Genomic DNA, 14,008 nt, shown 5'->3' with positions numbered 1-14,008 from the left:
TCTCCCTTCTCCGGTTGCTTGGCCAACCGTGTCCCGGCGGCAAAGCGCTTCTCTCGCCATTTCCTCGCCGGAAACGGATGCTGGGAATGGAAAAGCGCCGTCTTTAAAGGTCTGGGGTATGGCAAGTTTCATGCTGATGATCGCAAGGTGGTTTATGCCCATCGGTTTGCATTTGAATTAGCGAATGGGCAGATTCCCCCAGGGATGTTCGTTTGCCATCGCTGCGACAATCGTCGCTGCGTCCGACCAGACCACCTGTTTCTCGGAACAGCCAAGGATAACGTTGCCGACATGATGGCCAAGGGGCGCCACGTAATGCGCGGCGCCCCCGGGATGGCTCATGGCCGCGCGCTCCTAACCGATGACCAAGTTCGGGAAATTCGGCGCCGCTTCGTGCCGGGAAAGCGCGGTGAATGCCCTCGTGCGGCCAAAGAGTTTGGCGTCTCGGTTTCCACCATCAGCAAAGTTCTCAGGAGGGAAGCGTGGGCACACCTTTAATAGAGAAGCCGGGCGCCTACCCGGACATTCCAATCGAAGATTACCATGGCAATGCGAACCTGCTGCCGGGACCGTCACTGTCCGCCAGCGGCGCAAAGACGATCATCAACCGGTCGCCGCTGCACTTTTGGGCCGCGAGTCCGCTCAATCCGAACCCGCCCGAGCGCGAGGAAAAGCCGCACTTCGCGATCGGCAAGATGGCGCACGACTTCCTCCTGACGCCCGACCGGATCGCGGACAAATATTTCGTGCTGCCCAAGGGCTTCAATGAGAAGTTCACGAAGAAATTTGCCGCCGAAATCGAGGAATTGGAAGCCGCGCGTGAAAGCGGCATGACGATCCTGCGCCATCAGGAAGCGGAGGTTGTCCGGCAAGTCGCGGACGCCATCGGCCTGCACGACGTCGCCAAGCTGGCCATGAAGGGCGGCGACACCGAAGTGACGCTGGTCTGGCAGGACAAGGAAACCGGGGTATGGCTTCGCTGCCGTCCCGACTTCCTTCCGAGTAGCGTTCTTCGTGGCGCCCCGGTGCGGGCCGTGTCGGACCTCAAATTCATGGCGCCCGAATATTGCTCGCCCCACGGCTTCTCAAACGCGATCCGGCGCTTCGGATACCATCTGGCCGCCGCCTTCTATTACGAGGGCATCGAAGCGATTTACGGCCACCGCCCGACGCACTGGACACATATCCGCATCAGCGCAGCCGAAGTTGAGAGGTATGAGAAATGTCCAGCGGAGCCGACCAGCCCTATTCCGTCCAACGATTCCGGGGAGGTTTCGCCCTCGTCTGGTGGGAGCGAGATGACGGCGACCCCGCCGCGGAACCGAAAAGGCACCGTCGTCAACTCGCCTCGCAAGATAGGGCGAGCGCCGAAGCGGAGGCCCGCACTGTCTGGGAAGGGGCCGACGATAGTGCATGGACCGTGGGGCGGATCATGACGGGCTACATCGCCTCCATCGAAGGAAAGCCGTCGCATAGCCGGACGAAGGACGCATGGAAGGCAATGAAGCCTTTTTGGGAGAACGTGGACCCGGCGACGGTCGATGAGACGATGTGCCGCAACTATCGCGCCACGCGCCGCGTCGGGGATGCCACCGCCCGCCTCGAATTGATGAAGGTATCGACCGCGCTCAACTGGGCGATGAAGCCGCCGCACAAGCATATCAGCGTGCGCGGAGAAGTCTGGCTTCCTCCGAAGCCAGAACGCAAAACACGGCACCTGACCCGGCCAGAGTTTGACCGCTTCCTTAGTGGCATGGTCGCTCCGCACGCTCGGCTCTATGCGCTCATCGGCCTTTTCACTTGCGCGAGGCCTGGCGCCATCCTCGACCTGACATGGGATCGGGTGGATTTCATGCGGGGCCAGATCGACTTGAACCCCGCTGGCCGCACCCAGACGGCGAAGCGCCGGCCAGTCGTTCCAATTGGGGATCGGCTGATGACGGCATTGCAGGAAGCTTATGCGGCGCGCACGTCGGTCTATGTCGTGGAAAGGGCTGGGAAGCAGGTCGGGAACATCAAAAAGGCGTTTCAAGCGGCGTCCGAAAGGAGCGGTGTCCGCGCAACTCCTTATACTTTGCGCCACACCGGCGCCGTTTGGGCGGCCGAGGCGGGTGTTCCTATGTCAGAATTGGCGCAAATGCTGGGCCACGACGACGACAGAACGACGCAACAGCATTACGCTCGATATTCGCCGGGCTATCTTAAGCGCGTCGCGGATGCGATCGAGAAAGGGAGAATCAGCGCATGAGGTTCAATAAGAACCGCCAACCCCTGTCTCTTTCGGGGCGGAAATGGCGTAAAACTTGGTCGGGGAGAGAGGATTCGAACCTCCGGCCCCTGCCTCCCGAAGACAGTGCTCTACCAGGCTGAGCTACTCCCCGACCGATCTCCAGCGCCGACGAAGCGGCGCGAAGGCAGGGCGGTCCTCTAGACGCGCCGCCCGGGAACTGCAAGCGGCAATCGCACCAGGATCGGGACCTACAGCAGGTGCGCGCGGCGAAAGCTGAAATGACCGCTGTCGACGAAGATCAGATGGTCGAACAGATCGATCCCCATCGGACGAAGGAGCCGCGAAACCGCGCGGGTGCAGGCGAGGTCGCCTTCGCTGGGCCAGGCGACGCCCGAGGGATGGTTGTGCGCCATCAGCACGCCGGTCACCGCCGGGCCGAGCAGCCTTCGCCAACGCATCGGGGGAATGGTGCAGCGCCCCGACAGCGTCGCTTCGATCCGTTCGGCGGAAATCAGCCGTGCATGGCCATCGAAGGCCAGCAACTGGACGGTTTCGCCGTCGTTGGTGAAGGACGGGCGCAGCAGGTGGCGCGCGACATCGTCCTCGTCCGCGCATTGCACGAAGCCGGTCGCGGCCATGTCGGCCCCGTTGCCAAGCGGATCGGAGAGATTCATCGCGCCGTCTATGCGGCGCGGAGGCCGGCGCTCCAATCGGCATCTGCGCCGTAACGGAGAGTCATGGCTGCTGCCGCCCTTGCCGTCCTTCCGTCGCGCGCTTAGCACTGGGGCCCGCAACACAGGAGCAGGTCTTGCCCGATTCCATCCATTATGAACTGCAATATCTCGACCTGATGCGCCGAATCTGGGCCGAGGGCGACGAGCGGGTCGACCGCACCGGCGTCGGCACGCGCTCGCTGTTCGGCGAGACGATGCGATTCTCGCTCGCCGACGATGCGATCCCGCTGCTCACCACCAAGCGGGTCTATTGGAAAACCGCGCTGCGCGAGATGCTGTGGTTCCTGACCGGCGACACCAATATCCGCCCGCTGGTCGCGCAGGGGGTGCGGATCTGGACCGACTGGCCGCTCGATCGCTATCGCCGCGAGACCGGCGAAGATATCGGCGCGGAGGATTTCGAGGCGCGCATCCTTTCGGATTCCGATTTCGCGGCGGCATGGGGCGATCTCGGTCCCGTTTACGGCCACCAATGGGTGAACTGGCCGCGCTACGAGCCCGCGGGGGATGGTCTGTTCCGCCGGGCCGAAAAGGGGCACGACCAGATCGCGGCGCTGATCGATTCGCTGCGCAGCAATCCCGGGTCGCGGCGGCACATCTTCACCGGCTGGAACGTCGCCGACCTCGATCGCATGGCCTTGCCGCCGTGCCACATGACCTATCAGTTCCATGTGCGCAGCGACGGCGGATTGTCGTGCCTGCTGTTCCAGCGCTCGTGCGACCTGGGGCTCGGCTTCGCGTTCAACATATTCGAGGCGGCGCTGCTGACGCGGATGATCGCGCAGCAATGCGACCTGCACGCGCACGAACTGGTGTGGACCGGCGGCGACGTGCATCTCTATCTCAACCACACCGCGCTCGTCGAAGAGCAGTTGCGGCGGACCCCGGCCGGCGCGCCAAAGCTGCGCCTCCTGCGGCGGCCGGAAAGCATCTTTGCCTATCGCTTCGAGGATTTCGCGGTCGAGGCCTATGCGCCGCAGGCGCATATTCCGGCGCCCGTCGCGGTCTGATCGCAGGCATTGCAATGGATCGGCGACGGTAATAATATGTCGCCGCATTGAAATATAACTAAACGGCGCGTGATTCGCGTCGAAGGGAAGAAGACATGCCTGAGACGCCTCGGCGCCCGGCGGGCAATCTGCCGCCGCTGTCGCTCCATATTCCCGAACCGCGCTATCGCCCCGGCGATACCCCCGACTTCAGCGACGTTCCGGTTCCTGCCGTCGATGCCACGCCGCGCCCCGGCGAGGCGACGAAACCCGACGCGATGCGCGACCTGTGTTACGGCCTGGTGCGCGTGCTCGATTTCGACGGGCAGGCGAAAGGACCGTGGGACCCGAAGCTGGCGCCCGAGCGGCTGCGCACGATGCTGCGCTACATGATGACGGTGCGGGCGTTCGACGACCGCATGTTCCGCGCGCAGCGGCAGGGCAAGACCAGCTTCTACATGAAATCGACCGGCGAAGAGGCGACCTCGGTGGCCTCGACGATGGCGATCGACCGCGCCGACATGGTGTTTCCCAGCTATCGCCAGCAGGGCATATTGATCGCGCGCGACTATCCGCTGGTCCAGATGATGAACCAGATCTATTCGAATCGCGGCGACCATCTGCTCGGGCGGCAGCTTCCGATCATGTATTCGGCGCCCGACTACGGCTTCTTCAGCGTCTCGGGCAATCTGGCGACCCAATATCCGCAGGCGGTGGGCTGGGCGATGGCGTCCGCTTCGAAGGGCGACAGCCGCATCGCGACGACATGGTGCGGCGAGGGATCGTCGGCCGAGGGCGACTTCCACTCGGCGCTGACCTTCGCGACCGTCTACAATGCGCCGGTCATCTTCAACGTCGTCAACAACCAGTGGGCGATCTCCAGCTTTTCGGGTTTCGCCGGCGGTGAGCGCACCACCTTCGCGGCGCGCGCGGTCGGCTATGGCATCGCCGGGCTGCGCGTCGACGGCAACGATCCGCTCGCGGTCTATGCAGCGACCCAGTGGGCCGCGGACCGTGCGCGGACGAACAACGGCCCGACGCTGATCGAACATTTCACCTATCGCGCCGAGGGGCACAGCACCTCCGACGACCCGAACGCCTATCGCGCGGCGCAGGAGGCCAGCGCCTGGCCGTTCGGCGATCCGATCATGCGGTTGCGCGAGCATCTCGAACGGCTCGGCGAATGGGACGGCGAGCGTCACGAAGCGTTGAAGCAGGAACTCGACGATCTGATAAAGACGTCACAGAAGCAGTCTGAAAAACTTGGAATTTTGGGGCATGGCATGCACCAGCCCTTCGAAACCATGTTCGAGGATGTGTTCGAGCACATGCCCTGGCATCTTCAGGAACAATGCGAACAGATGCTTGCCGAACAAAGGGCCAAGTTCGGCCCCGACTGGAAGCCCGAGTGATGAGCGCGCCCGTGAAGACCATGAACATGATCGAGGCGATCAACAGCGCCATGGACATCATGCTCGAACGCGACCCCGCCACCGTCGTGATGGGCGAGGACGTCGGCTATTTCGGCGGCGTTTTCCGCGCCACCGCGGGGCTGCAGAAAAAGCATGGCCGGACCCGCGTCTTCGACACGCCGATCAACGAATGCGGCATCATCGGAGTCGCTGTCGGCATGGGCGCCTATGGCCTGCGGCCGGTGCCGGAGATTCAGTTCGCCGACTATATCTACCCCGGTCTCGACCAGCTGGTCAGCGAGGCGGCGCGCCTGCGCTACCGGTCTGCCAACGACTATATCTGCCCGATGACGGTGCGCACGCCGTTCGGCGGCGGCATCTTCGGCGGGCAGACGCACAGCCAGTCGCCCGAAAGCATCATGGCGCATATCTGCGGCGTGAAGACAGTGATTCCGTCCAATCCCTATGATGCGAAGGGGCTGCTGATCGCGGCGATCGAGGATAACGACCCCGTCGTATTCCTCGAACCCAAGCGCATCTACAACGGGCCGTTCAGCGGCTATTACGACCGCCCGGTCGAGCCCTGGTCGAAGCATGCGGCGAGCGCGGTTCCCGAGGATTATTACCGCATCGAACTCGGCAAGGCCGCGACGGTGCGCGAGGGCGAGGCGGTGACGGTGCTCGTCTATGGCGCGATGGTCCATGTCGCGAAGACGATCATCGAGGAGATCGGGGTCGACGCCGAGATCATCGACCTGCGCACGCTGCTGCCGCTCGACATCGAGGCGGTCGAGGCGTCGGTGAAGAAGACCGGACGTTGCCTGATCATCCACGAGGCGACGCGCACGTCGGGTTTCGGCGCCGAGCTCGCCGCGCTGGTGCAGGAACGCTGCTTCTATCATCTCGAGGCGCCGGTCGAGCGCGTGACGGGTTTCGACACGCCCTATCCGCACAGCCTCGAATGGGCCTATTTCCCGGGTCCGGTGCGTATCGCGACCGCGCTCGACAAGTTGATGAAGGACTGACCGCCATGGCCCGCTATTCGTTCCGCCTGCCCGATATCGGCGAAGGGATCGCCGAGGCCGAGATCGTCGCCTGGCACGTCCGGGTCGGCGACCGCATCGAAGAAGATGCGCAGCTTGCCGACATGATGACCGACAAGGCGACCGTCGAGATGGAATCGCCGGTGTCGGGCGTGATCGTCGAACTGGCGGGCGAGGTCGGCGACATGGTGCCGATCGGATCGACGCTCGCGGTCATCGAAACCGATGCCGACGCGGAAGCATCCGATACGCCGGCGGATGGTTCGAGTAGAGAATCGACCGATGAAGTCACGGTTTTAGAAGAAGTTGCAGAGACTTCCGAAGATTCCGTCGAGGAGTCAGCCGAAGCGCCTGCCGCCGTTGCCGAAGCAAGCCCGTCCGCGGCCGCTCCCGCAGGCGGGAAAGAGGACAGGGCGGTGCTGGCGTCTCCCGCCGTTCGCGCGCGGGCGCGTGATCTCGGCGTCGACCTGTCGCAGGTCCAGGCCGAGGGCGACCGTATCCGCCACGCCGATCTCGACGCCTATCTGCGCTATGGCGCGGGGCAGGGCTATCAGGCGCCGGGCGCATCGCGCGCCCGCGCCGACGAACCGATCAAGGTCATCGGCATGCGCCGCAAGATCGCCGAGAATATGGCCGCCTCGAAGCGCGCGATTCCACATTTCACCTATGTCGAGGAAATGGACGTCACCGCGCTCGAGGCGATGCGCGCCGATCTGAACGCAAATCGCGGAAATCGGCCGAAGTTGACGATGTTACCTTTCCTGATCGTCGCGATCTGCCGCACGATTCCCGAATTTCCGATGATCAACGCGCGCTACGACGACGAAGCGGGCGTGGTGACGCGGCACGGCGCCGTGCATCTGGGCATGGCAACGCAGACCGACGCCGGGCTGATGGTCCCGGTGATCCGCGACGCGCAGGACAAGAATGTCTGGCAATTGGCGTCGGAAATCAGCCGCCTGGCTGAAGCCGCGCGTACCGGCAAGGCGAAGGTCGACGAACTCACCGGCGGCACGCTGACCGTCACCTCGCTCGGCCCGCTCGGCGGCATCGCGACGACGCCGGTGATCAACCGGCCCGAGGTCGCGATCATCGGCCCCAACAAGATCGTCGAGCGCCCGGTGTTCGCCAAAAATCCTCAAGGGGGCGACGACATCCGCCGCGCCAAGCTGATGAACCTGTCGATCAGCTGCGATCACCGCGTCGTCGACGGCTGGGACGCCGCGAGCTTCGTCCAGGCGCTCAAGCGGCTGGTCGAAACGCCAGTGCTGCTGTTCGCCGACTGATAGGCTTGCCCTACAGGCCGAGCCCCGCGAAGCTCGTCTGGTCGAATTTCAGCCGGAAGGTCGCATAGGCGCCCGAGCGGGCGAAGCGCGCTTCCTCGAAATCGCGGTCGTGAAAGCCCGCGAAATTATAGCCGAGGGTGATGTTGACATTGTCAACCGGCGCAATCGTCAGCGTCGGACCGCCGGCCCAGGCGACGGTATTGGCGTCGGTGCCGACGCGCAACGTGCCCGAAGCGCCGATCGCGGCCCGCGTGCCGAGGTTGAGGCGCAGGTCGGCGCCGAACAGGTTCGACCAGCCCTTCACATCGTCGGCGCCGAACCGGTCGAAATTGTAGCGCGTGCCCCAGAAGAAGCCGAATTCGCCGCGTTCGTACCACATACGGCCTTCGGCCTGCCGTGCGTCGCGAGCGGCAAGCGGCGTCCAGTTCACCGACAGGCTGTTGAGCAGCCGGCGGCTCGTCACGTCGCCGCTGACGGTCAGCGGGGCGCTGCCCACGGGACCGGGCTGGCCCGCAACGGCGCCGCGCACCTCGTCCGACCGATATTCGGCCTTGTTCAGCCACGACACGCGCGAATCCGCGGGGCGATGCGCCCAGCTCGCTTCGAACTGCATCGTTTCGGTACTCGGCATCGCGCCGCTGCCGCTCGCCCGCGTCCAGCTGAGCAGCGCGCCGAGCGCCCGGCCTTCGCCGAGCTGGCGGAGACCGCCGAGCGTCAGGCCATAGCGGTTGGCCAGTTCGCCGTCGCGATATTCGGCGCGGCTGGTCAGCGTCCAGCGGTCGGCGCGATAGGTGGCGCCGCTGCTGATCGCGACGAAATCCTCGGTCAGCGTGCCTGGATTGCCAAGGAAACCGCCCGAGGCGACCGGGGTGTTTACATTGATAACATCGCGCGCTCGGATACCGCCGAGCGTCCGGTTGCCGTCGACGGCCATGTCGACCGACCAGCGCTCACCGAGCCGCAGCGACTGCGACAGACCATAGGCGGCGAAACTGCGCGGGCCATATTCGCTGATCTGCTGCTGGTTGGCGGCGGCGAGCAGGCGAGCGCCGGCCCACGGCGTCAGATCGAAGCCGAGGCGGGCCGTGCGCGCCTTCACCGTGTCGCCGTCGGCAATCTCGTAGCTGCCGACCAGATTGACGTCGCGCGTCACCGCGAAGCGTGCGCCGAGGCGGTGTCGGCTCGGGAAATCGACGCTCGCATCCCGGCCGCCGAGCGCGAATTCGGTCTGGGCGTCGAGTTCAAGCCGCTTTTCGAACAGGCGCTGCGTCGCACCCAACTGGACGATGTCCGAACGGTTGCGCGTGCCGTCGCTCAGCCGGTCGTCGGCATGGGTCAGGCCGGCGCGCGCGACGGTCGTTCTCCCGCCCGCGCTCCGATCATATTCGACCAGCGCGCGCGCGGCGCGGCGGCGGGTGCCGGCGTCGAGGAAGCTTTCCTGCCACGCGCTTCCCGTCATCGACAGCGCCGAACCGACGCGCAGACGGGCATCGACTCCGATCTTGCGCGTGCCGTCCTCTCCGCCGCCGAGTTGGCCGGTGCCGAATCCCGCCTCGCGCTCGCGGGCGTAGGCGAGCAGGTCGGCGCGGCTGCTGTGATACTCGGCCTCGACCAGCCACGCGCGGGCCGTGCCGCGAGCGGCCTTGCCGCCCGCGCGGGTGCTGGCGTCGCTCAGGGCGAGTTCGGCGCGGATCTCGGTATCGGCGCCGGGGCGATAGCGCGCATCGACGCCGCCGAGGTCGGTGCGGGCGTCGCTATCCTCGTCGTGGATGAAGGTTGCGCCGACGCGCAGCTTTTCGTCGCGCGACCGATAGCTGACGCGGCCGCCCGCGTTGAGCACGCGCTCGCCGACGCCGTCGACCTCATATTCCGCGACGATATATTGGGGATCGAGGTTCGACGAGCGGCTGAGAATGGGGGAGCGGAACCGCAGCGTTCCAGCCAGATAATCGATATCGTAATCGACGTGGCGGGTCATGGTAACACTGTCAACAATGCGCTCGCTATGCAGGCGGTCGCGCGTTTCGATCGTGATCCGCTCGCTGTTCGGCAGGATATCGCGGGCGCCGAGCGGGTAGGGGCCGGTAAGGCCGTTGCCCTGGATCTCGTCGCGGCGAAAGCGGTAGGGGGTGTCGGCGACGAAAGCGGTCGCGGCAAGCGTGCGGCCGCGATACTCGGCCTTGCCGCCGTTCAGCGCCCGATTGTAGCGCGCGAGCTGCGGATCGGAGATGCCGGTCTCGAAATCGCCGAACATCGCATAGAATTGCGGCCGTTCGAGCCGCAGATAGAGCTTGCGTACCGACGCCGCATCATGGCGCATCTCGTTGCGGTCGGCGTAGACGGTGTAATAGGCGCGCGGGTCGATCACGCCGCCGAAGCGCGCGTCGTCCTGCTCCTTGTCGCTGTCATAGGCGAGCGTCATCAGCCATTTGCCGCGCACCCGCCCCTTGGCATAGAGTGCGAGCCGCGCGTCGGTGTGAAGGTCGTCGAGCGTTTCGGCCACCGATTCCATGCGGTCGTCGAGCGTATTGTAGCCGAGCGTTCCGGCGGCGAAGCCGACTACGGTCCACGGGCGGTCGCCGGGGTCGAGCCACATGTCGAGCGTCTGCCTGCGCTCGACCTTGTCGTCGCGAAAGGCGAAATCGATCGTCAGCGTGCCCGAGGCGGTGGTGGGTTCGAGCTCGATATAGGCGATGCCGTCGTCGCCCGCGGTTTTCCACAGCGGGCGCGCCCGTTCGAGCCCGGCAAGCTGGCGGGCCTGCTGCGCATCGGCCTCGACAGCGGGATAATATGGGGCAGGGACGCTGAAATCGCCCGTCAGCCCCTTGCGGATCGGCTTGCCGTCGCGGTCGGTCAGCCGCACCGCGATGACGGGACGGGTGACGCCGTCGGCGACGAGGATCGACCGTTCGCGCACCAGCGTCGCGCGCGTCGGGGTTATCGAATAATGGACCTTGCGCTCGATCCTTTCGATGATGACACCGTCAACACCGCGGATTTCCGCGGTCAGGCTGTTGTCGCCTTCGTGAATCTCGATCCCGCGCCAGACGCTGACCGCGATCCGGCCGTCGGCGGACTTGGTCATGCCGTCGAAGGCGAGCGGGTCGACGGGCTTGCCGTTGATGCGGAGCGCGACGCTCTGGCCGGGCAGATGCTTGATCGCCGCCCGCACCGACTTGGCGCGCGGATTGTGATCGGGGGCGGGAAAGAGCCATGCGATGCCCGGTTCCTGGCCAGCCAGCCAGTCGCGATGCGCGCCCGCGGCGTCTGCATCGCCGGGTACCGCCGTCGCTTCGGGGGCCGTGGTCCGGGGCGCGATCCGCGGAGCGGCGGGCGCGGCGCGGAAGTCGGCGCGCTTCAGCGATCCGCCGCGTCCCTCGACGAAGCGCGAGATGGGGCTGCCGGCGCTTTGCGTCGAGCGCGCGCAATCGACGGCTTCGCGATCGAGCGGCAGCGTCGACGGGTCGATCTGGACGACGTGAAGGCCCGGGCGCACGCCCTCGAAATGATAGCGGCCGTCCTCGTCGGTGACGGTATAGCTGCCGTCCTGCAGCATCACGCGCACGCCGGCGACGCCGGCCGCCTTGCCCGGATCGACGCTGCATCCGCCATCGGCGATGCGGCCGATGATCGTCATTCGATCGCCCAGCCGGTCGCGCTTGATCGCAATCGCCGCCTCCGCGACATTGCTCGCCGACCCGCGGTTGTCGGACGCCGATGCCCGATTGAGCGCCCGTCCCGGCTGCGCCGAGACGATCACCTCGGCCAGATAGGTCAGCAACACCGAACGGCCGGGCGCGACGCCGGGCAGCGTGACCGCGAAGTCTCGGCCGTTCGCCGCAACCTGTGCCTCGACGCGCTCACCGTCGGCGCGGACGGTATCGGTCCGCAGGCGCATGCCGGCGGGCAGCGTGTCGCGGACCGTCACCGCGCCCGTGGTGCGCCGCGCGTCGCCATTGGCGACCTCTATGCGATACTGGACGATGTCGCCGGGAACCGCGACTTCGGTCGAGGTCGTCTTGCGCAGCGCCAGCGGCAGGCCGGGCTTGTCCACCGGAATATCGATCCGGACCGGCGCCGGGCTGGCAAGGGTGAAGGTTCGGCCATAGCTGGCATCGCCGATCGTGAAGGGGTGATCCGCATCGGGACGGCGGAGACCGGCCAGTTCGGCCGGACTCGAAGCCGAGGGGGCGGCATAGGGCGCCGGCGGCTCGACGACCAGGCGATAACGGCCGGGCGCGAGGAAGGGAAAGCGATAGTCGCCTTCGGGAAAGCGATAGACGGTGCCGCCCGCGTCGGTCACCGACTGGCCGGTGACGACCGACGAAGGATAGGCGGACACGCCGTCGTCGCCGAACACCGGCGCCGGGTTGCCGGTCGCCGCATCGACGATCGTCACGCGGGCGCCCGCCACGGGGGCGCCGTCGCCGCTGTCGAACACGATGCCGAAGGGATCGACGAGGAAATCGATCGTCGCGAGCGCGGTCATTCCCGCGCCGGCCTGGTCGGATATGTGCAGCGTCATCGTGGCGCCGGGCTCGACCGACAGGCGGCAGTCGCCCGCCGCAATCGCCGGCGGCGTGCCGATGGTGTTGATGAAACCGACGAACTCGCCGCTGTCCGGCGCCGTTTCGGTGAGGGTGACGCGCTCGCTGTCGCCGTTTTCCAGCGCCAGGACGACGGGGAGCGTATCGCGCCGCGACGGATCGCGATTGGCCGAAGCGAGCGTCACGCCGATCACCAGCAATTCGCCGGCGCGGAAGCTGCCGCTCTGTTCGAGCGCCGCGGGATCGGTCGAAAGGCCGGCATAGGCGCCCGCGACCTGGATCAGATGCGCACCGCCTCGCGCGGCGGAGGCTCCGTTGGAAGCGCCGCCGTCGCACGGCGTCGGCATCAGCGGCATCGATTTGCCGCCACCGCCGTCGGTCAGGCGATAGGTGGCGATCGTCGGCTTTTCGGGGGAACGCGGCCGGACTGCGATATCGACCCGGTTCGACGAGATCCGCGCGGAATCGCCGATGCCGTCATTCCATTGGGCAGAAGCCGTGTTCGAGATGATTCTCGGGGCATCCTGCGCGCGCGTCGGCGGGCCCGCGCACAGCATGGCTGCCGCGGCGAGAGCGCCCGCAAGGCTCAGGGATTTCGCGATCGATGTCATCGGCCGTGCGTAGGGAAGGCGGGGGTGCCGGAAGCGCCGGCACCCCCTGCGCCATCCCTGCTTTCGTCAGTTGACCGTGGCGCGGAAGACGAGCGTGCGGGTGTCGCCCGCCGCGATCGTCGGGATCGTTCCGGTCACGTTCGGTTCCGAATAGCCGCCGCCCGCGTTGCCGTCGGCATTGCAGACGCCGCCGCTGACCGTGCCGTCGAGCCGGATCGAATCGGCGACGAAGGTCAGTTGCGTCGGAACGGGATCGGTGATCGCCACCGATGTCGCCTCCGCACCGCCCGGCGCGTTGGCGACTGCGATGCAGTATTCGACCGTCGCCCCCGGGATCAGCTTCGGATTCGTCCCGTGATTATAGGGGTCGGATATGACGCGGCTCGATTTGGTGACGGTCAGTGTCGCGGTCTTGACCGTATAGTCGTCGGCCGCGCTGTGCGATCCGTCGCGGCTGCCGTCGATTGCACCGCCGGTATCGGCGAACACCGTGTCCTTGGCCGCGGTGTTGGCGCCCGTCGTCTGGCTGATCGCGCCGCCCTGCGTGCCGGGCGTATTGCCCTCGAACGCGGTAGCCTGCAACTGCACGACCGCCTTGGCGCCCGTCGCAAGCCCGGCGGGGATGTCCGCGACGACGAACAGCGTGATCGGCGTATCGGTCGCGAGTTCGTCGATATAGGTGACGAGCGTATCCGACGGATCGAAGGCGCCGACGGTTCCACCGGCGCTGTCGCGATAGATGCGGACATTGGTCGCGTTGAACGAATCGGTGCCGCCGTGCGGCGCCGACCCGCCGGCCGGCTGCGTCACCGTCAGGCCGAAGTCGAGCACCTCGTTCGATGAATTGGTGAGCTGAAAGGTGGTGACGGCACTGGTCGTTCCCGGCGCAACTTCGGTCGTCGCATTGCCGGCCTCTTCGACGAGCAGGTTGATCTTGCGGTCGACGACGAACTCGTCCGACGCGGTCGTGGTGCCCTGATCGACGCCCCCCACCTGATATTGGACGCTTGCGATATTGGTAATCGGGGTGCCCGCGGTCGTGCCGGCCGCAAGGGCCGGCGTGGCGGCGATGCTTGCGATCGCCGCGAAACCGAAGGCGCCCGTGGTCGTCAGCTTGCTGGTCATAGCTGAGCTCCTAGGCCTTGATTGGTCGCTG

At 66.1% G+C, this 14,008-nt stretch carries 10 protein-coding genes and 1 tRNA gene; 7 read left to right on the top strand and 4 right to left on the bottom strand.

Features of this window, described 5'->3' with window-relative positions:
- Positions 1 to 18: 18 nt before the first annotated feature.
- From C3E99_RS08265 to C3E99_RS08255, 3 genes are read left to right on the top strand one after another with little or no spacing between them, the layout of a single operon-like run.
- Positions 19 to 498 carry an HNH endonuclease gene (locus tag C3E99_RS08265; RefSeq protein WP_199775079.1) on the top strand — a complete coding sequence of 160 codons (480 nt, stop codon included), beginning with the start codon at positions 19 to 21 and terminating at the stop codon, positions 496 to 498.
- Positions 483 to 1,436, top strand: coding sequence for a PD-(D/E)XK nuclease-like domain-containing protein (locus C3E99_RS08260; protein ID WP_158682205.1), 954 nt, complete (start codon positions 483 to 485; stop codon positions 1,434 to 1,436). Before C3E99_RS08265 ends, C3E99_RS08260 begins: the two co-directional genes overlap by 16 nt.
- Complete coding sequence (locus tag C3E99_RS08255; RefSeq protein ID WP_158682203.1) at positions 1,433 to 2,248, top strand: tyrosine-type recombinase/integrase; 816 nt, start codon at positions 1,433 to 1,435, stop codon at positions 2,246 to 2,248. The genes C3E99_RS08260 and C3E99_RS08255 overlap by 4 nt, the downstream gene beginning before the upstream one ends.
- Before the next feature lie 56 nt (positions 2,249 to 2,304).
- Here the strand turns inward: C3E99_RS08255 and C3E99_RS08250 are convergent.
- Positions 2,305 to 2,381, bottom strand: a tRNA-Pro gene (locus tag C3E99_RS08250).
- A 97-nt stretch (positions 2,382 to 2,478) separates the two neighbouring features.
- Positions 2,479 to 2,904, bottom strand: coding sequence for a JAB domain-containing protein (locus tag C3E99_RS08245; RefSeq protein WP_076075258.1), 426 nt, complete (start codon positions 2,902 to 2,904; stop codon positions 2,479 to 2,481).
- A 134-nt stretch (positions 2,905 to 3,038) separates the two neighbouring features.
- On the opposite strand from C3E99_RS08245, the gene thyA reads away from it, so the two are divergent.
- From thyA to C3E99_RS08225, 4 genes are all read left to right on the top strand, one after another.
- Positions 3,039 to 3,974 (top strand): thymidylate synthase, encoded by a 936-nt coding sequence (gene thyA / locus C3E99_RS08240; protein WP_267894974.1) that lies wholly within the window; start codon positions 3,039 to 3,041, stop codon positions 3,972 to 3,974.
- Between the two features lie 95 nt (positions 3,975 to 4,069).
- Entirely contained in the window at positions 4,070 to 5,365 is a 1,296-nt protein-coding gene (locus C3E99_RS08235) for a 3-methyl-2-oxobutanoate dehydrogenase (2-methylpropanoyl-transferring) subunit alpha (RefSeq protein ID WP_076075261.1), read from the top strand.
- A 20-nt stretch (positions 5,366 to 5,385) separates the two neighbouring features.
- A complete protein-coding gene (locus C3E99_RS08230) occupies positions 5,386 to 6,390 on the top strand; it encodes an alpha-ketoacid dehydrogenase subunit beta (protein ID WP_076077825.1) in 1,005 nt (334 codons plus the stop codon).
- 5 nt (positions 6,391 to 6,395) lie between these two features.
- Positions 6,396 to 7,694: a dihydrolipoamide acetyltransferase family protein gene (locus C3E99_RS08225; protein WP_076075263.1), complete on the top strand. Its 1,299-nt coding sequence runs from the start codon at positions 6,396 to 6,398 to the stop codon at positions 7,692 to 7,694.
- Between the two features lie 10 nt (positions 7,695 to 7,704).
- On the opposite strand, the gene C3E99_RS08220 is transcribed toward C3E99_RS08225, so the two are convergent.
- Together C3E99_RS08220 and C3E99_RS08215 are read right to left on the bottom strand one after the other, a co-directional pair.
- Positions 7,705 to 12,852 carry a DUF11 domain-containing protein gene (locus C3E99_RS08220; protein ID WP_104959675.1) on the bottom strand — a complete coding sequence of 1,716 codons (5,148 nt, stop codon included), beginning with the start codon at positions 12,850 to 12,852 and terminating at the stop codon, positions 7,705 to 7,707.
- 66 nt (positions 12,853 to 12,918) lie between these two features.
- Positions 12,919 to 13,977, bottom strand: coding sequence for a DUF11 domain-containing protein (locus tag C3E99_RS08215; protein WP_076075269.1), 1,059 nt, complete (start codon positions 13,975 to 13,977; stop codon positions 12,919 to 12,921).
- Between the last annotated feature and the right edge of the window lie 31 nt (positions 13,978 to 14,008).

Origin of the sequence: Sphingopyxis sp. MG (genome assembly GCF_002953155.1) — a bacterium.
In the GTDB taxonomy this organism is placed as follows: Bacteria; Pseudomonadota; Alphaproteobacteria; order Sphingomonadales; family Sphingomonadaceae; genus Sphingopyxis; species Sphingopyxis granuli.
The sequence above is the reverse complement of the archived record's forward strand: the minus strand, read 5'-3'. Positions and strand labels throughout refer to the sequence as shown.